The sequence below is a fragment of the Marinitoga sp. 1137 genome, from assembly GCF_001941525.1.
Lineage (GTDB): Bacteria > Thermotogota > Thermotogae > Petrotogales > Petrotogaceae > Marinitoga > Marinitoga piezophila.
Map to the genome: position 1 here is coordinate 756,021 of NZ_CP009471.1, position 25,684 is coordinate 781,704.

The following is a 25,684-nucleotide window of genomic DNA, read 5'->3' on the forward strand; positions in this document are numbered from 1 at the left end:
AAAACCTCAAAATAAAGAAACAAAATAATCCCTCTTTATAGAGGGATTATTCAGACTTATGATTATTAATTTTTCTTATTTTCGCTATTCTATCTGGATTAAGATAATTTAAACAGCAACCAGAACCAAACATTCTAACCTCTGCATTTATACTTTCTTCGTATTTTACAATTTCATCATATTTACTACATTTATTATCTTCTGTTAAAAATTTGCATTGTTGTTTTTCTTCATCCCACTCTCCATAAAAACATGGTGTGTGTTTACAACAGTATCCACATTGTACACAGGGGGGACATACTTCTGTATGCTGCATTTTGTCAAATACTTCCTCAAAATCATCAAAATCATCAAAAATTTCAAAATCATCAAAAAACATAAAATCACTCCACTTATTTTTTTTAATTATAATAGAATTTAAATACTTTTCCATTGCTAAACATTTACAAAAAACTTTTCAACGTTGCATTTTCTTTCAAATAGTGCTTTTTTTGCAAGTTTATCAGCAATTTCATTATAGTTGTTCCCGCTATGTGCTTTAACCTTCCTAAATATAACTTTTAAAGTATAATCATTTATATATTTATCAAATAATTCCTTATATCTTTTTGTTAAATAATTATTTGTCTTCCAATATCCCAAAGCCCAATTTTCAATCCCGGAATAATCATAATATATTTCCATACATTCAACATGATTTTGTTTAGCATATTCCAGAGCTATTAATGTTGCTATAATCTCTCCGGAAATATTTCTATATTTTAATAATTCTTCATTTTCACCATAACAATAATATTCACCTATGTTATTATCGTCTATAATCACAATTCCTGAACCATATCTTTTAATTTTATTATCATAACTTCCATCAACATATGCTTTAATACATTTATTGTTACTTTTAATTTCGTTATTTATCTCTTTTATTTGTATTTCACCTTTATTGAACAAATTAAGAAATTCATTTGCAACATTTTCATTGGTGCTTTCAATTATTTTCAAAGTGGTTGCTTCATATTTTTTGTTGTAATATAATTGAACAATTAAAAAGTCATTTTCCTTTTTTAAATAATAGACTTCCTGATATTGAAAATGTTTTACCCCAATTATCTGAAATCCCTCATTTGATATCATATTTCTAAATTCTTCGTATATATGCTTTGTTCCTTCGTCTTTAAAATATAAAGTATATTCAATTTTTATATTTTTCGAAATTTTATAATCCGTTAAAACCTTTATTTTATTCCAGTATCCACTTCTAAATGCAGGGATATTCTTTAAATATACCTTCTTTTTTGAACGCGTTATTGAAGTATATAACCATCTAAAGTATTCTTCAGTTTTATAATTATTATAATAGCGGCAATCTACATATACTGTATCCCATTCTCCTCCCTGAGCTTTATGAACTGTAACAGCATATCCATACTTCATATGCAGGGCATTAAAGTAAGGATTGCTTTTCAATTTTTCAATGATATCAAAATTAATATTCTTTACATCATCACCCAATATATATTTATATAATGCATAATACGTTAAATTATCAACGCTTAATTCTTTTGCTTTTAATGCATTTCCTAAAATCCAGACATCATATGTTTTTTCTTTTGAGTTTATTTTTTTTAGAGAAAGCTTATACAATTCAATTGGTATCACAAATTTATTCTTTATCTCCACATTCTCAGAAATATAATCATATATCTTAACAACTTCAAAAAACTCGCCATTAAAAACCTTGCCAAAAAATTTTGAATTCTTTGTATTTAATAGAATATCACCAATTTCAATATCTCTGAAATATCCCAATTTTTTTCTAATTATTTTATTATATTCAAGCGCTATTTTATTAGTTGAACATAAGATAATTTTATCCTTTAAATTTCCATTATTTTCCATATAATTTTCTATTATATTATCTTCTCTAAGAAAGTCATTTTCAAATACAAAATCTAAAAAATAATAGTTTTTTCTTTTTATTTTTTCCTTTAATATATTTGAATTCTTTAAAATTCCACTCTCTTTTTCCTGCCTAACAACATCTTCAAGGAATACCTTATTTCCTTTCAAATTAAATTGTTTTTCTAAATATACTCTATTTAAAGCTGGAGAAAATGATGAATTGACTGGAGGTAGTTGATTTTCATCACCTAAAAAAATAATTTTGTTATTTGAACCGTAATTAAACACATAAGATATTAAGTCTGTTAATAATTTTCCGCTTCCAAAAACTAAATGCCCATCATCTATTCCTTTTGAATCAGAAATCATAGAACTTTCATCTACTATAAAAATCATATCTTCTTTCCAATCTTCCTTTAAATTAAAAAACACCTGAAATATATCTTCTTCAAAATTAATTCTTTCATGACTAAAATCATATATAACACTATGAATAGTATATGATTGAAAGCCTGATTTATTCGATAATATATCAGCAGCCCTTCCAGTTGGCGCCAAAAAAACAAAATCTTTATTCTTTCTTTTTAAATATCGTGCAAATTGAGAGATTAAAAATGTCTTACCTGTTCCGGCACTTCCCTGAACAATAAGAAAATCCTTTTGATTATATAAAAATTTATCCAATTCTTCTGCAACAAAACTCTGGTCTTTTGTTAAGTCAAAATCATATAAAAAATCTATAAACATTATTATCACCTGTTTTTATATTTTTTTAGTATATCTATTATTGTTTTATAATCGTAAAATCCAACTATCTTAATTATAACATAAAAAAGTCCCGGTTTCCCGGGACTTCCTTCACCATCTTGGAGCTCTTGGTCCATAATAGTTCCAATCATCGTGAGGGTATTTTGGTGTATATCCTGGTATTTCATTGTAATATCCTGAACCTGGATAATTATAATTCATCATGGGTCTTTCCCATGCACCCATAGGTGTTCTTCCATAATAATTCATAGGTATTCTGCTACCAGGTCTTCTAACTGGTGGTTTATTTGGTATTGGATTATATCCAAATGGTTTTCCTGCATATGGTCTAACATTTGCCCTTACAGCAGTTCTTCTGAAAAACTGATTTCTATTATATACTTCTTCTCCATTTACCTTTGCTTCAACAGGTCTGAATATTTTTTCATCTTTAAATTCTGCAATCCAACCTTTTAATTCTACACTGTCACCTTCTTTTAGATCTACAGCATATCTTGCATTTACATGTACTATGTAGCTATTTCCATCTTCTGTTTTTACAGTTACAAACAATATTCCTGGAAAATCTTCTTCTGTTGAAATACTTTCAACTGTTCCTTTTACTTCAATAAGATTTTCATCATTAAGCCAATATCCACCTTTCACCTGCTGGTAACGTTGATAAACTGGAGCATTTAGTGGTTGATATGCTCCTGGCAATGCTGCACCTCCAAATGCAAAGATTGAACCTGCCATCAATCCGCCAATCAATAATGTTGTTAAAAACTTTTTCATAGTAATTCACCTCCATAATTTTGGTTCTTTATTTTATTTATTTTCGACACCATTATAATACCTTATAAACCTTAAAGAAAACTTAGAACTTACTTAGAAAAAACTTAAAAAAAATCCTCTGCATTTTTTGCAGAGGATTTAAATTCAACTTATTCAATTTTCTTTTATTCTTTTTGCCATTGCTTTAGCCAATTCTCTTAATTTTTCATAACTTTCTTCTTTAGCTGAAAATTGGACTTCAACTGGATCTGCAACCATTTCCCATTTGTTTTTATTAATATATTCTACAATACCTTTTACTCCACCGCCACTCCATCCATATGTTCCAAATACTCCAAATACCCTGTTTTTAATACCTTTATGGGCTAAATTTATAATTACCTTTTCCATTGGTGGAAAGATATCATTATTATATGTATTTGTTCCTAAGATTACACCTTTAAATCTCCATATTTCATTTATAATATATGATTCATGAGTATTTGACGAATTCATAACTCTGATATTTTTAATTCCTTCATCAGCAAGGCAACGTGCAATATAGTCTGCCATTTTTTCTGTATTTCCATACATAGTTCCATATACTATTACAACACCTTCTTCTGTTTCATATTTACTCCATTTGTCGTATAATTCCAATATTCGGCCAGGGTTACTTCTCCATACAGGACCATGTGTTGGTGCAACTATTTCAATATCAAGTCCTCCAACCTTTTTCATTGCTCTTTGAACCATTGGACCAAATTTTCCAACTATATTAGAATAATATCTTCTTATTTCATTTTCATAATATTCAATATCAACTTCATCATCAAATACCCCACCATCAAGTGAACCAAAACCTCCAAATGCGTCACCTGTAAATATTATTTTATCTGTTATTTCATATGTCATCATTGTTTCTGGCCAGTGTACCATAGGAGTTAAAAAGAATTTCAATTTATGTTTTCCTAAATCTATTTCATCTCCATCTTTAATTTCATATAGATTATCTTCAATATCATATAATGCCTTTAAAAATTCAAATGTTTTTTTGTTACCAACTATTTTCATTTCAGGAAATTCATGCATTATTGTTTCAATTGCTCCTGAATGGTCAGGCTCCATATGATTAATAACAAGATAATCAAGTTTTCCACCATCAAGAATATCATAAATCTTTTCAATAAATGCATTTACCTTTGAAATTTTTACAGTATCAATTAATACATTTTTTTCATCTTTTATTATATATGAGTTATAAGTTACACCTTTTGGCAATGGCCACATATTTTCAAATAAATGTGTGTCTCTATCATTTACACCTACATAATAAATTCCATCTGTTATTTTTAGAATTGTATCCATAATAACCCCTCCTAATTGAATTGATTTTAAATTTAAACATATTCTATAGAAATTATATCATATATTTAAGATAGTTGTGTATAAGTAATCGTTAATTTTATGTTTTAATTTAGACAAAAAATATCTGATTATATTCATTCTAACCGTGATTTTAATCACACATTTATATATATGTGAACATATATAATATATATAGGAAAATTTATAATATGCAGAAAGGAGCGTTTTTTATGAAAAAAAAGCTTAGTTTAACAATTATTTTGATGTATATTTCACAAATTGCGTTTTTTATATTATTTTTTATGCTTTTAAAGAATCATAAGCTTGTAAAATGGATGTTTGTATTTGTAGCTGGTTTATTAATTTCTCCATTTTTTGGTCGCTTTTATTGTGGGTGGGTATGTCCTATAAATACTGTATTTAAACCTATAGATTTTATATTTAAAAAACTTAAAATTAAACGTTTTAAAGCTCCTGCATTTTTAAAATCAAAGATTATAAGGTATTTTATGTTAGCATTGTTTATAGGCGCTTTTGCGGTTACAAAAATGCTTAAAATCAAAGTAAATATTTTATTGTATATTATAGGGACAGCTACATTAATTACTTTATTCTTTGAAGAAGAATTATGGCATAAACACCTCTGTCCTTATGGAACAATGCTTAGCTTCTTATCCCAAAAATCCTTCACAAAATTGAAAATCGATGAAGAAAAATGTATTGGCTGTGGATTGTGTCAGCAGGTTTGTCCAACAAATACAATTATAACCCTTGATAGTAAAAAAAGGAAAATAGAAGCAAGAGAATGTTTAATGTGTTTTCAATGTCAATCTGTTTGTCCTGTTAATGCTATTTCTCTTAAAAGTTTTAAACAATAATGCAATAAATAAAATAGCTACGGTTTAACCGTAGCTATTTTATTTTCCAGTAAACTGTATTATTTTTTACTATTAAGTCTATTTTTTTATTATCTCTTAAATGTCCAAGATACCCCATTATTGTAGTATTATATAAATAATATAATGTTGCATTTGTTATATTTAAATCATAACTATATAATAAGTAAGATACTATTTTTTCTGTGCTCTTTTCTGTATCCACAAATTCAAGGATTTTATTTTCTATTTCTTTTATTCTTTCATAATTTTTCTCTGCTAATGATTTTATATCTTCTATTAAAGTTCCATGAGCCGGAAGATAATATTTATAATTTGTTTCTTTCAGTTTTAATAATGTTTTTTTTGCATTTTCTATATTTACATTAACGGGTATTTTATGTTTTTCCAATAATTCTTCTGAAATTAATGCATCTCCACAGAATAATACATCTTCATAAACTATTCCCTTTTGAAATTCCGTATGACCATCAAGACGAATTATTCCTATTTCAGCATCTTCTACTTTCACAGTATTATCATCCATTCCAATAATATCCGTTATTTTAGATGGTTTTGCCAATAAGAATTTATTTCTTAAATCTCTTACAGGATATGCTCCCGAATAGAGAAAATAAGGCAAAAATATTGGATTTTCTATTATGCTCATTTCAGCTCTTGTTGAAATTATTCTTACTTCTGGATTGTGCTTTTGTATAAAGTGATTACCACCTATGTGATCCGCGTGCATATGTGTATTAATAATGTATTTTACCTGAAAACCATTTTCCTTTAATATTTTTACTATTCGTCTTCCTTTTGAATCATCACTACCACTATCTACAATTAACACATCATTATTATCGTTTATCCTTATTACACCAATATTTGTTGTATCGCTAATGTAATATACATTTTCCGTTATTTTATGAAATTCCATAATTCCCACCTTTCTTATATATAGAATTATTTATATATAATTCTATTTCTTCCTTCTTTTTTAGCTTCATATAAATTATCATCTGCAATTGCAAGAATCTGATCTATGTTATATTGACCATTATTTCTGGTTGCTCCTATACTTACAGTAACTTTTATTGATTGTCCTTCAAAGTTAAAATCATACATATATATTATATTTCTAATTTTTTCCAATATTTCAAGAGCCTGTGATTCTAAAATATTTCCTTTAAAAAATATTAAAAACTCTTCTCCACCAAATCTTCCAAATTCTCCAAAATCACCTACAATCTCTTTTACAATTTTCGCAAATTCACTTAATACATAATTACCGGCTAAATGTCCATATGTATCATTTATTTTTTTAAAAAAATCGAGATCAAGAATTGCAATAATTGGATTATTTGATAATTCGTTTTTCAATCTGGAATAAATCTCTTTTCTATTATAGATTTTTGTTAAATCATCATGAGTAGATTCATATTCAAGTTTTTTATTTAATTCCAATATTTTTTTATACATTGATACTATTCTCTCACCAACAGAAATACGTACTCTTAATTCATTTTCATCAAAAGGTTTAATTACATAATCATCTGCACCTATTTCCAGTCCTTTTATTATATCTTCTTTATCGGTTCTTCCTGTTAGCATGATTATATATGTATAATGATCTGAATTATTTTCTTTTTTCCTTATTTCTTCACACACTTCAAACCCGCTAATGCCTGGCATAATTAAATCCAGCACCATTAAATCGATATTCTGGTTATTATGTATTTCCAGTGCCTCGTATCCATCTGATGCCACCAACACATTATAATTAAATTTATTAAAGAAATCCTTTAAATAAAGTCTTTCAAGCTTTGAATCTTCTACAACGAGAATATTCATGGTTAATCCCCCTACCTCTCGTTTATTTATCTACATCCTTTTTTACAAGATACCATAAATATAGATCTAATTTCCCTATTGGTTCGTTAAAATATTCTTCTAAAACCTTTAAGCGTTTTTCGTATTCCAGATATCTTTTCTTAGTCCATCCACCTTTTGGAATTTCATCAATTAATTGATTTTCAAGCATTAATCTCATAATATGCTTATCTAAAATAGCAACATCTCCATACCCAATATTTCTTAAAAAATGACTTGCTTCCTTCCAACCTATTCCTTTTATATTATTAACTATAAATTCTCTAAAATGATAATAAGGAAGGAAAAACAAAGGTTTTATCTTTCCAATAATCCATCTATTAGAAACAATATATTGGGCCCTCGCTCTTGGAAATCTATGTCCAACCTTTCTTAAAGCTAATTCCAATTCATCAAGAGGAAGTTCTATAAAACCATTTATTCCTATTTCTTTTTGAGCTTTTATACCTCCTTTGGCGCTCCAATTGGCTGTAAGAATACAAAAACATAATTCAGAAAATAATTCTTCTTCACTTCCATTTTTCCCAAGTTCAACAAATTCACTCCATCGTTTTTCCACAAGTGGTTTTGCTTCATCATATATATTTTTAATATCCTCAACTAATTTCATTATTACACCTCACTCATTTAAATAAGGTTACAATCCACACAAGAATTGGCGAAACAATTAATGCCGGTAAAAAATTACCTATTCTGGCATCTTTTATTTCCAATATTTTAAATCCAAGCCCTAATACCATTAATCCACCAACTGCTACAAGATCATTTAAATATATTTCATTTGTTAAAAAAGATAAAGTAGAGGCTAATAACACTATACTTCCCTGAACTACTAAAACAGAGCCGGCAGAAATCATAACCCCTAAACCATAAATTGATGCCAATACCATTGACGAGATTCCGTCTAATAAAGATTTGGTATAGATTAACGTTCCATCTCCAGTTAAGCCTGCTGTTATAGAACCTATAATTGTTAAAGGTCCAACTAAAAATAATATAGAGGACATTACAAATCCAGTTGAAAAATCTCCTTCATGCATAGAATCTCCTATTCTTTTCAACCAACCTTCTATATCTAAAATTTCGCCTATTAACCCTCCTATTGCCATTGAACCCAACACTATAAGAAAATTATTTACTTCCATTGTCATTTTAATACCAATTCCAAGAGTAGTCAAACCAACACCATAAAAGAGAATAGTCTTTAATCTATCAGGAATATTCTTTTTTGCGAATAATCCAATTAAGCTTCCTATAACAACGGCTATAGCATTTACCAATGTTGGTATCATAACATTTCCACCCCTATCTTTTTTATTTTACCAAAACATTTAATGCTTTCTTTATAATCCCAAATTCAAATGGCGAATGCCCCAGGCTTTCGCCATCAACTTCAAGATATATTTTTTCCTGAGAATTTATTGATAATTTTTCCGTTCTAAAATAATCCACCCATGGTTCCTTTATAAAACTTCCATCAAATAATTTTTTAATTTTTTGAACGACTACCCATTTTGGTAAATCATTTACTATTGTTACATCTAACTTACCGTCATCCGGAATTGCTTCTGGAACCATTTTCATTCCCCCGCCACTATATTTACATATACCAACCGCCATTGAAAAAATCTTTTTATTTAAACTTTTATTTTCATATGAAATAATTGCATTTTGCGATGTATATTTAAATAAAGAAGATAATAAATTTAAAAGATATGAAAAGGAAGAACTTTTATTTTTATCCTTAGAATTATTGGTTCTTCTGGTAACTTCAGCATCAAAAAACATGCCGGCAATATTCACAAAAAATCTTTTTTCTTCCTTTTCATCATTATAATATTTTACAAACCCAACATCCTGCGTATATACCTTTTCATGTTTTAAAACATCTATTGCTTCATATATATCCACTGGAATTCCTACTGTTTTCCCCCAATCATTTCCAGTTCCCGTTGGAATTAAACCTATTAATAAATTTTCTGTTTTTTCAAATTCTTGAGAAAAAAAACCGTTAACAACTTCATTTACCGTCCCATCTCCACCTACTATTAAAAAGCGTTTATATCCATCTTTTATTGCTTCAATTGTTAAAGAATATGCATGCATTCTTCTACTGGTAAAAACTTTCTCAAAATCTATCTTTAATTCTTTTAATTTTTTTTCAATTACTTTCCATTTTTCTTTTGCTTTTCCGCCAGAAGAATGTGGATTTACTATTATATAATATTTCTTCATATTTTCCTCCTACGAAATTTTATTCACATTATATTATATCATAAAAAAATAAGGTAACCCACAACGGATTACCTTAAAATTAATTTTTTTACATTAAGATCTATTCCTTTTTTATTTATTTCAAATATCTCTGTTGAATTGGCTATTGTTATATATCCTTTTTCATCTGGCAATAAAAATTCTTCAAAAAATTCAACATCTTCTTCCTTCGATAAACCAGGAACATATGTCATCCTGAATTCATAATTTATATTTAAATTTCTTAAAATATCTATACTTTCTTTTATTTCTTTTTCAAATGAATAATTCCTACTAATTAACTTTGTATAATTCTTAAAATCTGCTTTTATATCCATTGCCACATAATCAATTAAATTACTTTCTACAAGTTCTCTTAACATTTCTGGATTGGTCCCATTAGTATCCAATTTAACACTATATCCAAGATTTTTTATTTTACGTATTAAATCTGGCAAATCCTTATGTATTGTAGGTTCACCACCTGTAATACATATTGCGTTTAATCTTTTTCTCAAACCCTTTAATTTATTTAATACTTCTTCCCCGTTTAATTTTTTATAATCATCGGCATATGCTATTTTCCAATTATGGCACCATGAACATCTGAAATTGCAACCACCTGTATATAAAACAGCTGAAATCTTTCCCGGATAATCCACAAAACTAAACGTTCTAATACCGGCAATAATCATTTTATCATCCCCTGATAATCTCTTTATTCAATCTGAACTGTATTCTTTCCATATATTCCTGTTGTTTACCGTCATTCCAATTTTGCACTGGTCTATAATATCCCACTACACGTGAATATACCTCTGTTTTCTTTCCACAATATGGACATTCAAAATGTTCTCCTGCAATATATCCGTGATCAGGACATATTGAAAATGTTGGCGTAATACTCATATATGGCAATGAATGGTTTTCAAAAGCTATCCTTATAAATTCCTTCAATGCTTCGCCATCTGTAATTTTTTCCCCAACAAATATATGTATTACCGTTCCACCAGTCCACTTGTTTTGCAACCCTTCCTGATGTTCAAGTAAGTCAAATGGATCTTCAAAATAATTCACAGGAGGATGCACAGAATTTGTATAATATGGATTTTCTTCAGTTCCGGCATGTTTTATATCCTTAAATTCATTTAAATCTATTTTTGCAAGTCTATATGTTGTTCCTTCAGCTGGTGAAGCTTCAAGATTATACAAATTACCTGTCTCTTTATTAAATTCATTTAATCTATCAAGCATGTAATTCATTATCTCTTCAGCAAATTTCTTTCCTTCTGGATTTACTATGCCATCTTCTATTCCAAAATTAAGCAATCCTTCATGCATACCAACAAACCCTATTGTGGAAAAGTGATTTGCCCAATATTGACCTGTCAATTGATATACATTATCAAGATAAACCTTTGTATATGGATACAATCCCTGTTTCGTCCATTCTTCAACATATTGCCTCTTTATTTCCAGACTTTCCTTTGCTATATTCATTACATCATCAAGTAATGAATAAAATTTTTCTTTATTTCCGTTAGACAAATACATCAACCTTGGCATGTTTACAGTAACAACACCTATAGAACCTGTTAATGGATTAGAACCAAATAACCCTCCTCTTCTCTTAACCTCTGTTTCTTCTTTTTCTCCTTTATCTGCATTAACAAAACCAAAAGACAATTCTTTCATATGATTGATTACCTGTCTATTATCAAGTTTTAACCTACAGCACATTGAACGCGCGTCTTCTGGATTCATGTCGGAATTAATATAATTGGCGAAATATGGCGTTCCATATTTCATTGTCATTGTCATTATCATTGTTGCAACTTCACTATCCCAATTAAAATCCTTTGTGATATTATATGTTGGAATAGGAAATGAAAATGGTCTTCCATCATAATCTCCCTCAAGCATTACCTCTATAAAAGCTTTATTTATCATATCCATTTCAATCTGGAACTCGCTATATGTTTCTTCTCTTTCCTTTCCACCAATAATTACATGTTTATCCTTATGAGTAGACGGAACTGTTAAATCCATTGTTATATTGCTAAATGGAGATTGAAATCCAACCCTTGTAGGCACATTCATGTTAAATATAAATTCCTGCATTGCCTGTTTTACCTGTTCATATGAAAGATTATCGTATTTTATAAATGGTGCCAATAAGGTATCAAAATTCGAGAAGGCGACTGCTCCAGCAGCTTCACCCTGCATTGTATATAAAAAATTAACTATCTGTCCCAATGCTGTTCTAAAATGTCTTGCTGGCCCTGATGCAACTTTGCCAGGAACCCCATTAAATCCTCGCCTCAATAAGTCTTCCAAATCCCATCCAACACAATATGCGGATAAAGCACCTAAATCATGTATATGCATAAATCCCCTTTTATGATACTCACTAATTTTTTTGTTGTATTTATCATATACTTCATTAAGCCAGAATTCCTTTGTTATTTCCTGATGTATATGATTATTCAATCCTTGAAGCGAATACTGCATATTGGAATTTTCCCTAACCTTCCAATCCCTGTTTTCAAGATAATCATAAATCAAATTCATTTCCCCACCTCCATTTTTCTCTATAGCACGATATATTGTATCATATTATATGTTAAAATACAATATGTATGCATTTCCGATAATTCGGGTAGAAAAAATTCAAAATCAATATAGATATATATTAGGTGTGAATGTTAATTTTTTGTAAGAAATTAATTTGCTTTACGAATTAAAATATGATATAATCAATATAAATATCTTATTCAAACAGGAGGGATTTTTATGAAGATTTTATTTAAAGGTGCAACTATCTATCCTATTACTTCAAAACCACTTAAAGGTGATTTACTTGTTGAAAATGGAAAAATCAAAAAAATTGCAGAAAAAATAGATGAAAAAGCAGATGAAATTGTAGATGTTTCTGGAAAATTTTTGTTTCCAGGATTTGTAGATGCTCATTCACATATTGGTGTATTCGAGGAAGGTGTGGGAATGTCATATCAGGACGGAAATGAAATGACAGATCCAAACACCGCACAGGTAAGGGTAATTGACGCTTTCTATCCAGAAGATGCTGCTATTAAAAGGGCTTTAGAAGGCGGTGTAACTACAGTAATGGTTTTACCTGGAAGTGCAAATCCAATCGGAGGACAGGGAGCAATTTTAAAGTTTAGATCAAATATAGTAGATGAAATGATAGTAAAAGAACCTGCAGGATTAAAAATGGCAATGGGGGAAAATCCTAAAAGAGTTTATGGAAATCAAAACAAAATGCCAGCAACAAGACTTGGAAGCGTTGCTGTAATAAGGGAATTCTTTTTAAAAGTTAAAAACTATATGAAAAAGAAAGAAAAAGAAGATTTTAATGAATATGATTTAAAGATGGAAATTGGTGAAAAAGTGTTAAAAAGAGAAATTCCTGCAAGAATTCACGCTCATAGGGCTGATGATATATTAACAGCTATTAGATTATCTGAAGAATTTGGATTTGACGTGGTAATTGAACATGCAACTGAAGCATATAAGATAGCAGATTATATAAAAGAAAAGAATATTCCTCTTGTTGTAGGACCATTATTTGGCTTTAGAACAAAATTAGAATTAAAAGATATGTCTTTCGACTTATTAAGAATAGTAAATGAAAAAGGTATTTTAGCAGGTTTAATGTGTGATCATCCTGTATTGCATTTAGAACATGCGAATGTTCAGGCTGCTCTCGGGATGAGATACGGAGCTAAAGAAGAGGATTTATTAAAAATGCTTACCATAAATGGTGCAAAAATTTTAAAAATCGATGATAGAGTTGGTTCATTAGAACCTGGAAAAGATGCCGATATTGCAATCTGGAATTATCATCCATTTGATATTAGAGCTAAAGCTGAAAGTGTTTATATTGAAGGGAAAAAAGTATTATAACCAATAATAAAAGCGGAATCCAAATCTGGATTCCGCTTTTATTATATTAAAATTATTCCTTTTCGTATGGGATACCATCTGCTGCTGGTGGTCTTGTCTTTCCAACAAATCCGCTAACAACAATTATTGTTACCAAGAATGGTAATAAATTAAGTAAAGCTTTCATTTCTGGTGGTATATCAAGAATAGATTGCAATTGAATATTTAAAGCATCAGAAGCTCCGAAAAGCAACGCTGCCCACATTGCACCAACAGGATTCCAGTTACCAAGAATCATAGCTGCTAATGCAATAAACCCTTTACCACTTGGCATATTTTCCTGGAATTGTCCTAATTCACCTATACTTAAATATGCTCCACCAAATGCAGCTAACAATCCACTCATTAAAACACCAAAATATCTAATTCCAAATACATTTACACCCAATGTATCTGCTGCTTTTGGATTTTCACCAACTGCTCTCATTCTTAATCCCAAAGGTGTTTTATAAATTAAGAACCAGCTTAAAGCAACTGCTATAAATGCGAGATATACAAAAATACTCATTTCATCGAATATTTCACCGATAAAAGGTACATTTTGTATAGCTTCAAATTTTACTTTTGGAATCTTTGCAACAAAGTCTGTTTGTCCTGAATGTCCAAATATTGGTTCCATTAAAAATGCTGTTAAACCTGTAGCAATAAGGATTAAAGCTGTAGCACTAACAATCTGATCTGCACTCCATCTAATTGAAACATATGCATGAAGCCATGAAAATAGAACTCCAGCAATTAAAGCTCCTGCTAATCCTATCCATGGGTTACCTGTGTAAAATGTAAAAACAACAGCTGTAAATGCTCCTAATTTCATAATACCTTCAAGAGCAATATTTGTAACCCCGGTAACTTCACTAAAAACACCACCTAAAGCTGCAAATATTAAAGGAGTTGCACTCATTAACATCAATTTATAAAATACCGGACTTGTTAAACTTGCAATTATAGCTTCAAATACATTCATTTAGATTCACCACCTTTTGGGGATGAAAATTTCAAAATCCATGTTCTAACAATTCTATCTGCTGCAACAAAGAATATAATAATACCTTGAATTATTGTAACTATATCATCTGGAACCCTTGCAAATTGCATGGCATTTGAACCCGTTCTTAATGAAGATATAAGGAATGCTGCAAAGATGATTCCAATTGGATTATTCTGACCAATCAATGCAATTGATATACCATCAAAACCTTTACCACCACTGAAATCAGCAAAAATCCTATGATGAATAGCCATTACTTCCAAAGCACCTGCTAATCCTGCTAAAGCACCACTAATAGCCATTGTTAACACTATATTTTTCTTTAAAGAAATTGCTCCTGCTTCTGCTGCATAAAGATTATAACCTACCGCTTTTACTTCATAACCTGTTGTTGTTTTTTCAAGTAATATATAAACCAGAAATGCCATTACTATTGAAATAATTATACCTGATGGTAATGTATTCGCCTGAACTGTCATTAAAGGTGGAAGTTGAGCACTTTGAGCAATTTCAGGTGACTTTGGAACTCCCTGACCAACAGCTAAAGGACCAACAACAAAGTAATTTGTTAAATACACAGCTATCCAGTTAAGCATTATTGTTGTAATAACTTCATGTGCACCTGTTGCTGCCTTTAAGTAACCCGCTATTGATGCCCAGAATGCGCCACCTAAAATTCCTGCAAGCATTGTTATCGGAATAGCAAATACAGGTGAAACATTACCTAAATTTATTCCAACAAAAGTAGCCGTTATAGCTCCCATCATCATTTGTCCTTCAGCACCTATATTAAATATACCTGCTTTAAAACCAAATCCTACAGCAAGACCTGTTAATACAAGCGACATCATTTTTGAGATATTTGCTGCCCATGCTGCCTTATCTCCAAATGCCCCTTTCAACATAACCCAATATGCACTTATAGGATTTTTACCTATTAATAAAATAACAATTGCTGCTATAAATAACGCAATTATAACAGATACTACTGGAACGAGAATACTCATTGCATTTTTAGAGATTTTATTTTTCAATTTGAATCCCCTCCATGTGACAGCTTTTCTTCAAGCTTTATATCTTCTAATTTATGACCAGCCATCATTAACCCTATTTCTTCTATTGTTACCTCATCTGGTTTAACTTCACCCATTATTTCTCCTTCATACATAACAATTATTCTATCAGAAAGAGATAATACTTCTTCAAGTTCCATTGAAACAAGTAATACAGCAACATCTTTTTCTCTGAGATTCAAGATTTCTTTATGAACATATTCAATAGCTCCAACATCAAGACCTCTTGTAGGTTGAGCAATAACTATAAATTCCGGATTAAAGCTAACCTCTCTTGCAATAACAACCTTTTGCTGATTACCTCCTGAAAGATTTCCTGTTGGTATTGTTCTATCTGGTGGCCTTACGTCAAATCTTTTTACAAGAATATCTGCATTCTTATAAATTACATCATGGTTTAAAAATCCATTCTTTGCAAATGGTTCTTTATAATGCTTCCCAAGAATCATATTGTAATAATTTGGAAATTCCTTAACCATAGCATATTTAAATCTATCTTCTGGAATATGACCAATATTTCTTTCTCTTAATTCTCTAACGGTTTTCTTTGAAACATCCTCACCTTTATATAAGTATTTTCCATTTTCTATTTTTCTAAGCCCTGTTAAAGCTTCTACAAGCTCTGTTTGACCATTACCTGCAACACCAGCAACTCCAAGAACTTCACCTTTTCTTATTTTAAATGATACACCTCTAACTGCATCTAAACCTCTATTATCCTTTATCCATAAATCTTCAACTTCAACAATGGTGTCTCCAGGTTCCTTTTCAGATTTTTCTACTCTTAAAACAACTTCTCTACCAACCATCATATTAGCAAGTTCTCTTGCATTTGTATCTTTAGCTGCAACATGCCCTGTAACTTTACCCAATCTCATAACAGTAATATTATCACTAATTTCCATAACTTCGTGTAATTTATGAGAAATAAAAATAATTGTTTTTCCATCTTCACGAAGTTTATTGATAATTTCAAATAATTCTTTTGTTTCCTGTGGAGTCAAAACTGCTGTAGGTTCATCAAGAATTAAGATTTCAGCACCTCTATAAATGGTTTTTAAAATCTCAACTCTCTGTTGCATACCTACTGGTATATCCTCGATTTTTGCATCAACATCTACAAACAAACCGTATTTTTCTGAAAGTTCTTTAACTTCCTTTCTGGCCTTTTTTAAATCAAATGTCATTCCTCTTTTTGGTTCAGAACCAAGAACTATATTTTCTGCAACTGTTAATGTATCCACAAGCATAAAATGCTGGTGAACCATACCAATACCAGCTTTTATGGCATCACCTGGACCTTTAAACACCTTTTTTTCACCAAAAATATAAATATCTCCGGATGTTGGTGTATAAAGTCCATAAAGCTGGTTCATCAATGTTGATTTTCCTGCACCGTTTTCACCGATTATAGAATGAACCTCTCCCTTTTTCACTAAAAAATTAACATGATCGTTTGCGAGAACTTTAGGGAAACGCTTAACAATATCTTTCATTATTACAGCGTATTCCTTTTTATTAATAGAAGAAAGATCTATACTCAACTTTTACACCTCCTGAACAAGCTGCTATTAGTTATTGTTAATACTTTATGAATATCTCACAATATTCATAAAGTATTAACAATTAAATTTATAAATGAGGCGGGAATAACCCGCCCCCTGTATTACTATCAATAAAATTCAATTAAAATGGAAATTCGATATCTGTTGTGAAGTTGTTTAAATCATTTTCATTATCAGGAACTACTAACATACCTGTTTTAATTGCATAATTTAAGTATTCAACTTCTGCTAAGATTCTTGAAGGAACCATACCTTTTGTGTATTTCATTGGTGATAATCCAACACCATCTTCCTGTGCACCTAATACTTCTAATCCACCTTTAAATCTGTTTCTGTATGCATCTCTTACACCATAATATGATGCATTGTCAACTCTCTTTAAAGCACTTGCTAAAACATAACCTGGTGCCATGTAATCCTGGTCTGAGTCAACACCAATTGCAAAGTATCCTTCGCCTTTTTCATAGTAAGCATCAACAATTTTTGCTAAATCAGCATTTGCATCTAAACCGTATACTTTTAATGATTTTTCTTTTGCAGCATCAATAACACCATTTCCACAAGCACCTGCTGCTGCGAAGATGATATCTGCACCCTGGTCAAATTGTGCTAATGCCATTGATTTACCTTTTGCAGCATCTGTAAATGAATCTGTATAACCAACAATAACTTCTACATTTTCTCCATAAATATCGTTGTATGCTTTAACACCTGCTACATAACCATATCTAAATCTTTCAACTGGTGGAATAGCGATACCACCAATAAATCCTACTTTTCCTGTTTTTGTCATAGCAGCTGCTAAGTAACCTACAAAGAATGCTGATTCCTGTTCTTTAAATAAGTATAATTGAATGTTCTTTGGAACATTTCCTCCTTCTGGTGGAGCAATATCAATACCTATGAACTTTGTTGCTGGGTATTGTGGAGCAACGTCAAATAATGCATTACTCATCATAAATCCTACAGCAATAACAACATCTGCTTCTTTTGCAGCGTTTGAAAGGTTATCTACATAGTCACTCTGTTCCTTTGACTGAATTACCTGAACATCAATTCCGTATTTATCTCTTGCTCTTAAAACTCCTGCCCAAGCACCATCATTAAATGACTTGTCACCTAATCCCCCAACGTCTGTTACCATAATAACCTTAAATGCAAATGAAGAAACTACAAATGCCAATACCAATAAGAAAAGAACTGCTTTCTTCATATACCTTACCTCCCTTTATGAAAATTTAGGATTAATAATCCGCTAAGTGCGGTGAATAATAACATTAACATACCAAATGTAGTATTAACACTAAACATTGTGGCATTTAAAACTGGATATTTAAATTCTGATAATACTTCAATTGTACCAGGTTTTATAAATGCAAGAATTGAAGCAACTGTCATAATACCCAATCCTACTAACTTAAACATTATCTTTTCATTTACAAAGAAGTATATAAAACCAAGTATCAACAATAACATTACCTTTGTTCCCCAGTCTGAAATCAAAGCTTTTAAATCAATTGGAATTGCCTTTTCTTCCGAAAATACATTTAACAGGTTAGCTTTATAGTCCTTTAAAACATTGGTTTTTATCATTTTACTTTCAATGTTTGATTTTAAAGTATTGGCAAAAACATCATCAGAATAAATCAAAATATTTTTCATATGTGCATTATACTCTTTTAATCTTGAATCTATATCTTTTTGTCGAATTTTTGAATTTCTCTCAAATTCTTCTAATGCTTTTTTATAATTACTGAATATTTCATTATATACATCTTTATTATCATAATACAATCCCTGTTTTAAAATATCAATAGAAGCCTTTCCATCTTCAAAATTAACATAATCTAAAATCTTCTTTTTTCCTGAATCCACTAAAAATTTCTTTAAAGATATTGTATATATATTTCTTGCTTCAGAATACTCTGCGGACAATTGTGAGCCAATAAATGCTATATCTTTATTAACAAAAGCATGAGGGAATAATAAAACATCATTTAATAAAGCCTTCTGCATAATAGAATTATGAAAATCTGGGTTTTCATCCATTCTTACCTCTTTTACATCTTTTACAAGAGGAACATTAACAATAAGCAATATTAACACAAGTAAAGATACATTTATAACTCTCCTTAACCAGTGCATATTTCTTCCAAAAGCCTGGAAGAACATTGTAATTAAAATCATGGCAAAGAATACCACGAAGAATGAACCATAAATAAATGCAGTTGTTATATCTTTTGTAAAATCAAAATATTTTATTATATATACACTTTCAACAAGAACTATACCGAGGAATAACCACTGGAAAAGATCCTTCTTTTTAAGCAATAAAATTAATATAATTAACCCAGCATAAACAGCAAACCTTATCCAATCATTGCTTCTTTCAATCTTTGCATTATCGAGGAATATATCTATAACAGCTTTTGTATCATTTTTTATTGTTTCTGGAACAAAAGATAAAACCTTTGAGGCAAGATCATCTATTTCTATTTCAAGATCTTCTCCTGTTAATCTTGTTTTGGATATCTCTAAAATTCCTTCATTTAGTACATCTTTATTTTCTTCAATAATTTTATCAAAAAATGCATCAGGTTTTCCTTCATATGTATAATATTCAGGAAATTCTAATTCTGCATTTCTATTTTTCATTCTTCTTTTAGTCAACGTTTTATTTGGCGAATCTTTTACAAGTCCTAATGAATATGCAATTGTATTCTTTATATACAAAAATCCTGTATCCTGTAAATATGAAGAATATTCTTCCATTGCAAGATAAAATGCAGGTAATGATCTAATACTTTCTTCAGACATATCCTTTCCTGCAAGAACATTTTGAACATAACTTAAAAATCCTGAAAATGCTATTTCCTGCTCTAAAGAATCAAATTTGTGCTGACTTGCAATTGAAGAAAGATGTTTTGAAATATATGAAGGTCTATCTGTATACTCAGCACTTCCTACCATCTGGGATTTATAGAATTTATAAAGCCCCATATTTTTCATTTCAGTAAAAAACCAGTTTAAATCCTCAGAATGGCTGTTATACTTATCTATATATTCCACATAATAGGTCTTTATCTCATTTAAATTCAACGAGAAAACGTTAACAACAAGTATTGAAAAAATAATTAGCCAGATATATTTTTTCACGAAAGCACCTCCTCAAGAATTTTCATTTTCAACATAATTATATCACAATCCTTAGAAAATTGCACATGCATATTATCATATTTTTCTTTTTATTTCAAGAACTATACTAAAGCGTTTTTATTAAATATATTATTTTAATTTAACCTGAACAGACTTCTTTAAAGTTTAAAGCAACTAATCCATTTTTTTTAAAGTACACATGGTATAATCATTATTACAGTAGTTTGTGAATGAAGTTTTATAAAAATTGTAATTTTGAGGTGATATAATGAATATTCTTGTAACAAATGATGATGGTATAATGGCACCGGGAATATATATATTAAAAAAACATCTTGAAAAAAAACATAACGTATATGTTGTTGCACCTGACGTTGAAAGAAGTGCCACAGGACACGCTATCACTATAAGAAACCCTCTATGGGCAAAAAAAATATATTCCAATGATGAATTCTTAGGATATGCTGTAAACGGAACACCAGCAGATTGTGTAAAATTAGGTTTAGATGCTATATTTAAAGATGTAAAAATTGATATGGTAATTAGTGGTATAAATAAAGGACCTAATCTTGGAACTGATTTACTCTATTCAGGAACAGTCTCAGGTGCTTTAGAAGGAGCTATGAATGAAATTCCTTCTATTGCAATTTCCACATCAGACTATCAAAATCCAAATTATGAAACAGCAGCTAAATTTATCCTTGACTTTCTTGACAAATGTTCTCTTGATATTCCCGAATTCACAGCACTTAACATTAATGTTCCAAGCGTAGAATATTCAGAATTAAAGGGTTTTAAAATAACGCGACAGAGTAGAAGAAGATATAAAGACTATTTTGAAGCACGAAAAGATCCTTTTGGAAATACATATTACTGGATGCTTGGAGAAATAATTGAAGATGACAATGAACCCGATTCTGATTATTATGTTTTAAAAGAAAATTATGTGTCAATCACACCTATAAAATCTTTCTTAACAGATTTTGAATTTTTAAATTCTTTAAAAGAAAAATTTGAAGGAGGAGAATAATGGATTTCAAGGTTAGATTAATTGGAGACCCTGTTTTAAGAAAAAAAGCAAAACCAGTGGAAAAAATAGATGATAAATTTAGAGAATTTCTTGAAGAAATGGCAGAAATGATGTACAGAGAAGATGGTGTTGGCCTTGCAGCACCACAAATAGGTATTAGTAGAAGATTTTTCGTGATGGATGATGGAAATAAATTAAGAAAAGTTATTAATCCTGAAATAATAAAATTTCTTGGTGAAGAAGTTTCATTTGAAGAAGGCTGTTTAAGTATTCCAAAAATATTTTTAAATGTAAAAAGACCAGAAGGTATTATTGTAAAATATACAAATGAAAATGGCGAAATAGTTGAAGAAGAATTGCATGAATATACAGCAAGAATTTTCCAACACGAATATGATCATCTTGAAGGGAAACTGTTTATCGACAGAGTTGGGTTAGCTGCAAAAGCAAAAGTTAAGTCAAAAATAAACGAATTAATGAAAGAAGGAAGAAAAATTGCTAAAGAATTAGGGGAAGTTGATCTGCCATGAGAATAGTATTTATGGGAACACCTGATTTTGCAGCATCACATTTAGAAGGATTAATAAAAAACAATTTTAATGTTGTTGGAGTTTTTTCACAACCGGATAAACCAAAAGGACGTGGCAAAAAACTTCAGCCAACACCTGTAAAAAAAGTCGCAGAAAAATATAATATTCCTATCTTTCAACCAAAAAGTGTTAATAAAGGCAAGGGATTTGAAGCATTAAAATCATTAAAACCTGATATAATTATTACAGTTGCATTTGGCAAAATATTAAAAAGCAATGTAATTGAATTGCCAGAATATGGTTGCTGGAACGTTCATGCTTCTTTATTACCAAAATATAGAGGTGCGGCACCTATTCAAAGAGCTATAGAAAACGGAGAAACAAAAACAGGCATTACAATATTCAAAATTGTAGAAGCTTTAGATGCTGGACCAATTGCTCTAATGAGAGAAATACCTATATTACTTGAAGATAATCTTGAAAGTGTTTATGAAAAATTGGAAAAGCTTGGTATTGATGCTTTAATTGATTTTTTAAATAATTTCGAAAATTATACACAAAACCTTACACCTCAAAACGATGCAGAAGCGACATATGCACATAAAATCACCAATGAAGATACATATATAAATTGGTATGAAAATAATATGATTGTTTTCAACAAAATAAGAGCGTATGATCCCATTCCAGGAGCAAAAACTTTATTTAATGATGAAATAATAAAATTATTTAATGTATTACCACATAATAACAACAAAAATGATTTACCCGGAAAAATTCTTAACATCGACAAAAACGGTGCTGAAATTGCTACCGGTTCAGGAACAATTTATGTAAAAAAAATTCAATTTCCCGGAAAAAAACCCATAAATTTCTATGATGCATATAATGGAAGAAAAATAAATATAGGGGATACACTAAAAAATATAACAAAAGGAGAGTGATAACATGGCAGAAACATTTAACATGTACATGATAAAAGGTTTTAGAAATGAAAAAGATGCAGAAGTTATAAAGGAAATTCTCGAAAGTATTGATGGAATAAAGAAATTCAAAATTGAACCTGCATTTGGAGCAGTTGAACTCACATATGATGATGAAATTGTTACAAGAGAGCAAATCAGCCAAAAATTAAAAACAAAAGGTTTCGAACTAAAATATTAAAATAAGCTGTTAATCATGAAAAAGTATTTATATGGATTTTTATTTGCTTTCATTACATCTATTACATTATATATATTAATCTCAGGTTTTACAGGCTTTTATGAAAATATAAAAGCCTTTGCTTTTTTTAACTGGAAATTTTTATTAATCGCATTGTTAGTTATTATATTAAAATGGTTTATTGAAAGCTTTATAATAAAAATATTATTAAAAGATATTTCAATAAAACATGCTTTAAATTTTACATTGATAGGTCAATTTTATAGCTATTTAACTCCATTTTATACTGGAGGCCAACCTATTCAAATTTTATACATCTCAAGATTCGGAATAGATCCTGCAAGAGCTACAGCTATTATATTATTCAAAACATTTTTATTTCAAATTATTCTGGCCTCTTTTGGAGTTTTTTCAACCATATACTCCATACTCTATTTAAATATAGATGTTATAATTGCCTCTATAATTGGGACGTTATTAAATTTACTGGCTGTATTTTTAATAATATTTTATATAATTAACCAAAACGCTTCAATAAAAACAACACTATACTTTGCAAACCTTCTTAAAAAAATTGGTTTATTAAAAAATCCAGAAAAATATATAGATACAATAATAGAAAAGGTTAAAACATTCATACTAATATTCAAAGAAGAAGCTAAAAACTTCAAAAAAATAACTTTAATTGTATTCTTAAGTATTCTCCAATTTTCCTGTTCTTTCATGGTTTTACCAATTATACTCCAAGGATACGGAATAAACATCTCTTTAAATACAATCTCGCGTTCTATTATCACACAGATTAGTTCATCAATAATCCCAACACCGGGAACCGCTGGTGGTGCAGAAGGAATATTCTTATTATTATTCAAAGATATACTTAATATTCATAAATTAAATGCCACAATTGTATTATGGCGATTTAGTATTTATTATTTCGTTTTATTAATTGGTGGAATAGTCGTTCTATTAAATCACAAAAACAGCATAATGAAAAAAATAAAAAAACCGGCTGAGTAATCAGCCGGTTTTTTGGTGCCGAGGGCGGGACTTGAACCCGCACGGGATAAACTCCCACATGGCCCTCAACCATGCGTGTCTGCCGATTCCACCACCTCGGCAGGCGTCAGCAAAACCGTATAGATTATACAATAACTTATAGAATTTGTCAAGCACTTTTTTATTAAAATTCTTTTACCTTATTCTTTCAAACACCTATTTTTCGAAATTAATAATTTAGTATTGGTTTATTAACCTAACATTATTCTACTTATTCAAAAGTAAATTACTATTGATAAATTACGCCTGTATTATATTTTACATAGAAGCATAAAAAGAAATTTTTACATTTTGTATTTGTAAAATAAATATAACTTCAAAATAATGTATATATTTTTGTATTATTATATATATAGACCTACTAATGGGAGGTGTATATATGGACTATCAGAAGAAGAACATAAACATCTTATCTCAATACGATTTTCTTAAAACATTAAAAGATATTGAAAATGAAGAAGTTTTAAAGGATTTTACTAAAAAAAGATTCTTTAATTCCATAGAAAATGCAAATAAGGAGTCAGAATCAGATAAAATAAAATCAAAAGGGTGAAAACGTGATTTATGATATAGATACCCCATTAATAACCGCAAAAAACTTTTCATTATATATGAATAATAAAGAAGTGCTAAAAGCTATAGATATTGAATTATATCCAAATGATTCTGTTTTAATATATGGCGAGAGAAATTCTGGAAAATCCTCTCTTTTAAGAGCTTTTGTACATTTAAACGAGGAATTATTTGAAAACGTTTACGGAAAAGGTGAAATAAAATTTGGTGAAAAAGACGTTAGAGAACAGGATAAAAAATATTTAAGAAGTAATATTACATATGTTGAACCGCAATATTTACAAAATCTAAATTACATAACTTTAAAAGAACTCCTGAAGTTATCTTTAGGAGTAAGTCCACAAAATTTATCCTATGAACACATTTCTTTATTAAAAAGATTGGATCTTGTTGATAAATTCCTCGATTTAAGTAATTTAAAATATTATGATAATCTATCAAATTGGTCATCAGCGGATAAATTATCTTTGCTTTTATTTATCTCACTTGCAAGAAATCCAAATGTTTTCATGTTTGATTCAATTTTAGATCATATAGATGATTCGTTATTAAAACGTATAAAAGATGTGATTAATGAAATAAAACAAAATAGAATTCTAATATTTGCAACAAGAAATCTCTTTAGATATTTAGACATATGCAACAGAGTTATTATCTTAAATAATGGAAAAATAGTTGCAGATACCACCCCAAACGAATTAATAATAAACTTCGAAAAAAACAAATTCAAAAACTTGTAACGAAAAAAGTATTGACAAAAAGGGAAAA

The 25,684-nt window shown here is 29.5% G+C and carries 25 protein-coding genes and 1 tRNA gene; 9 read left to right on the forward strand and 17 right to left on the reverse strand.

Features of this window, described 5'->3' with window-relative positions; genetic code table 11:
• Positions 1-46 precede the first annotated feature (46 nt).
• The 4 genes from LN42_RS03765 to LN42_RS03780 all read right to left on the reverse strand — a co-directional run bounded on the left by LN42_RS03765 (position 47) and on the right by LN42_RS03780 (position 4,791).
• On the reverse strand, positions 47-379 hold the full coding sequence (locus LN42_RS03765) for a hypothetical protein (RefSeq protein ID WP_014296192.1): 333 nt from the start codon (positions 377-379) through the stop codon (positions 47-49).
• A 56-nt stretch (positions 380-435) separates the two neighbouring features.
• Positions 436-2,649 carry an AAA family ATPase gene (locus LN42_RS03770; RefSeq protein ID WP_014296193.1) on the reverse strand — a complete coding sequence of 738 codons (2,214 nt, stop codon included), beginning with the start codon at positions 2,647-2,649 and terminating at the stop codon, positions 436-438.
• 111 nt (positions 2,650-2,760) lie between these two features.
• On the reverse strand, positions 2,761-3,444 hold the full coding sequence (locus LN42_RS03775) for a hypothetical protein (protein ID WP_075780386.1): 684 nt from the start codon (positions 3,442-3,444) through the stop codon (positions 2,761-2,763).
• 153 nt (positions 3,445-3,597) lie between these two features.
• Positions 3,598-4,791, reverse strand: coding sequence for an FprA family A-type flavoprotein (locus tag LN42_RS03780; protein WP_014296195.1), 1,194 nt, complete (start codon positions 4,789-4,791; stop codon positions 3,598-3,600).
• A gap of 230 nt (positions 4,792-5,021) precedes the next feature.
• Between LN42_RS03780 and LN42_RS03785 the strand changes: the two genes are divergently transcribed.
• Entirely contained in the window at positions 5,022-5,669 is a 648-nt protein-coding gene (locus LN42_RS03785; protein WP_075780387.1) for a 4Fe-4S binding protein, read from the forward strand.
• A gap of 34 nt (positions 5,670-5,703) precedes the next feature.
• Here LN42_RS03785 and LN42_RS03790 read toward each other — a convergent pair whose 3' ends face one another.
• The 7 genes from LN42_RS03790 to LN42_RS03820 form a co-directional block, all read right to left on the reverse strand.
• Positions 5,704-6,606 carry an MBL fold metallo-hydrolase gene (locus LN42_RS03790; protein WP_075780388.1) on the reverse strand — a complete coding sequence of 301 codons (903 nt, stop codon included), beginning with the start codon at positions 6,604-6,606 and terminating at the stop codon, positions 5,704-5,706.
• Positions 6,607-6,632: 26 nt separating this feature from the next.
• Positions 6,633-7,520, reverse strand: a complete 888-nt coding sequence (locus tag LN42_RS03795) for a diguanylate cyclase (RefSeq protein ID WP_075780389.1) — start codon at positions 7,518-7,520, stop codon at positions 6,633-6,635.
• A 22-nt stretch (positions 7,521-7,542) separates the two neighbouring features.
• Entirely contained in the window at positions 7,543-8,172 is a 630-nt protein-coding gene (locus LN42_RS03800) for an N-glycosylase/DNA lyase (protein ID WP_041638477.1), read from the reverse strand.
• Between the two features lie 10 nt (positions 8,173-8,182).
• Positions 8,183-8,851, reverse strand: coding sequence for a DUF554 domain-containing protein (locus LN42_RS03805; RefSeq protein WP_014296200.1), 669 nt, complete (start codon positions 8,849-8,851; stop codon positions 8,183-8,185).
• Between the two features lie 22 nt (positions 8,852-8,873).
• Entirely contained in the window at positions 8,874-9,794 is a 921-nt protein-coding gene (locus tag LN42_RS03810) for a diacylglycerol kinase family protein (RefSeq protein ID WP_014296201.1), read from the reverse strand.
• Positions 9,795-9,862: 68 nt separating this feature from the next.
• Positions 9,863-10,507: an anaerobic ribonucleoside-triphosphate reductase activating protein gene (locus LN42_RS03815; protein WP_075780390.1), complete on the reverse strand. Its 645-nt coding sequence runs from the start codon at positions 10,505-10,507 to the stop codon at positions 9,863-9,865.
• 4 nt (positions 10,508-10,511) lie between these two features.
• Positions 10,512-12,383 (reverse strand): ribonucleoside triphosphate reductase, encoded by a 1,872-nt coding sequence (locus LN42_RS03820; protein WP_014296203.1) that lies wholly within the window; start codon positions 12,381-12,383, stop codon positions 10,512-10,514.
• A 222-nt stretch (positions 12,384-12,605) separates the two neighbouring features.
• On the opposite strand from LN42_RS03820, the gene LN42_RS03825 reads away from it, so the two are divergent.
• Positions 12,606-13,739 carry an amidohydrolase gene (locus tag LN42_RS03825; RefSeq protein ID WP_014296204.1) on the forward strand — a complete coding sequence of 378 codons (1,134 nt, stop codon included), beginning with the start codon at positions 12,606-12,608 and terminating at the stop codon, positions 13,737-13,739.
• A gap of 52 nt (positions 13,740-13,791) precedes the next feature.
• Here the strand turns inward: LN42_RS03825 and LN42_RS03830 are convergent, their stop codons facing one another.
• The 5 genes from LN42_RS03830 to LN42_RS03850 form a co-directional block, all read right to left on the reverse strand.
• Positions 13,792-14,742: an ABC transporter permease gene (locus LN42_RS03830; protein WP_014296205.1), complete on the reverse strand. Its 951-nt coding sequence runs from the start codon at positions 14,740-14,742 to the stop codon at positions 13,792-13,794.
• Positions 14,739-15,788, reverse strand: a complete 1,050-nt coding sequence (locus LN42_RS03835) for an ABC transporter permease (RefSeq protein ID WP_369804767.1) — start codon at positions 15,786-15,788, stop codon at positions 14,739-14,741. The genes LN42_RS03830 and LN42_RS03835 overlap by 4 nt, the downstream gene beginning before the upstream one ends.
• Before the next feature lie 8 nt (positions 15,789-15,796).
• Positions 15,797-17,335, reverse strand: coding sequence for an ABC transporter ATP-binding protein (locus tag LN42_RS03840; protein ID WP_075780800.1), 1,539 nt, complete (start codon positions 17,333-17,335; stop codon positions 15,797-15,799).
• A 190-nt stretch (positions 17,336-17,525) separates the two neighbouring features.
• Positions 17,526-18,617 (reverse strand): BMP family protein, encoded by a 1,092-nt coding sequence (locus LN42_RS03845; RefSeq protein WP_014296208.1) that lies wholly within the window; start codon positions 18,615-18,617, stop codon positions 17,526-17,528.
• A 5-nt stretch (positions 18,618-18,622) separates the two neighbouring features.
• Positions 18,623-20,560: a hypothetical protein gene (locus LN42_RS03850; RefSeq protein ID WP_075780391.1), complete on the reverse strand. Its 1,938-nt coding sequence runs from the start codon at positions 20,558-20,560 to the stop codon at positions 18,623-18,625.
• A gap of 268 nt (positions 20,561-20,828) precedes the next feature.
• Here LN42_RS03850 and surE point away from each other — a divergent pair, with 268 nt between their 5' ends.
• From surE to LN42_RS03875, 5 genes are read left to right on the forward strand one after another with little or no spacing between them, the layout of a single operon-like run.
• Positions 20,829-21,590, forward strand: a complete 762-nt coding sequence (surE, locus tag LN42_RS03855) for a 5'/3'-nucleotidase SurE (protein ID WP_014296210.1) — start codon at positions 20,829-20,831, stop codon at positions 21,588-21,590.
• Entirely contained in the window at positions 21,590-22,120 is a 531-nt protein-coding gene (gene def, locus LN42_RS03860) for a peptide deformylase (RefSeq protein ID WP_014296211.1), read from the forward strand. Before surE ends, def begins: the two co-directional genes overlap by 1 nt.
• Positions 22,117-23,064 carry a methionyl-tRNA formyltransferase gene (gene fmt / locus LN42_RS03865; protein WP_014296212.1) on the forward strand — a complete coding sequence of 316 codons (948 nt, stop codon included), beginning with the start codon at positions 22,117-22,119 and terminating at the stop codon, positions 23,062-23,064. The genes def and fmt overlap by 4 nt, the downstream gene beginning before the upstream one ends.
• Positions 23,065-23,068: 4 nt before the next feature.
• On the forward strand, positions 23,069-23,284 hold the full coding sequence (locus LN42_RS03870; RefSeq protein ID WP_014296213.1) for a heavy-metal-associated domain-containing protein: 216 nt from the start codon (positions 23,069-23,071) through the stop codon (positions 23,282-23,284).
• Positions 23,285-23,299: 15 nt separating this feature from the next.
• A complete protein-coding gene (locus LN42_RS03875) occupies positions 23,300-24,304 on the forward strand; it encodes a lysylphosphatidylglycerol synthase transmembrane domain-containing protein (protein ID WP_014296214.1) in 1,005 nt (334 codons plus the stop codon).
• Between the two features lie 13 nt (positions 24,305-24,317).
• Here LN42_RS03875 and LN42_RS03880 read toward each other — a convergent pair.
• Positions 24,318-24,405 (reverse strand) — tRNA-Leu (locus LN42_RS03880).
• A gap of 317 nt (positions 24,406-24,722) precedes the next feature.
• Between LN42_RS03880 and LN42_RS10925 the strand changes: the two genes are divergently transcribed.
• Together LN42_RS10925 and LN42_RS03885 are read left to right on the forward strand one after the other, a co-directional pair.
• Positions 24,723-24,896, forward strand: coding sequence for a hypothetical protein (locus LN42_RS10925; RefSeq protein WP_014296215.1), 174 nt, complete (start codon positions 24,723-24,725; stop codon positions 24,894-24,896).
• Positions 24,897-24,900: 4 nt separating this feature from the next.
• Entirely contained in the window at positions 24,901-25,656 is a 756-nt protein-coding gene (locus LN42_RS03885; protein WP_014296216.1) for an ABC transporter ATP-binding protein, read from the forward strand.
• The last annotated feature ends 28 nt before the right edge of the window (positions 25,657-25,684 follow it).